Origin of the sequence: Adlercreutzia sp. DFI.6.23, assembly GCF_024462535.1 — a bacterium.
GTDB classification, from domain to species: Bacteria; Actinomycetota; Coriobacteriia; order Coriobacteriales; family Eggerthellaceae; genus Adlercreutzia; species Adlercreutzia rubneri.
On sequence record NZ_JANGBP010000408.1, the window covers coordinates 1 to 308 of the forward strand.

At 72.7% G+C, this 308-nt stretch carries 1 pseudogene; it reads left to right on the plus strand.

The annotated features are described in order from the left end of the window. Window positions 1-308: pseudogene (locus NE591_RS13920) on the plus strand (MFS transporter); the annotation flags it as partial.

A 308-nucleotide genomic window follows, 5' to 3' on the forward strand; every position in this document is an offset into this window, starting at 1 on the left:
GCATGCTCGTGGGTTCGGGCGACCTCATCGCCTGGGGCGGCGGCAAGCGCCTGGCGGGGCTCATCGCCGTGGCGGCCGTCATCGTGGGCGCGGCCACGGCAGCCTGCGGGTTTTTGCCGCCCGACGCCTTCCCAGCCTGCATCGTTCTCGTCGCCGTCATGGCCGTAGCCTGCGCCGGGTTCCACGGCCCCACCATGACGCTCACCCAGCGCAACGTGCCCGACGATAAGATGGGCCGCGCCATGGGCCTGCTCACCGCCGCCATGGGGCTCGCCACTCCGATCGGCATCGCGATCGGCGGCGTGGCC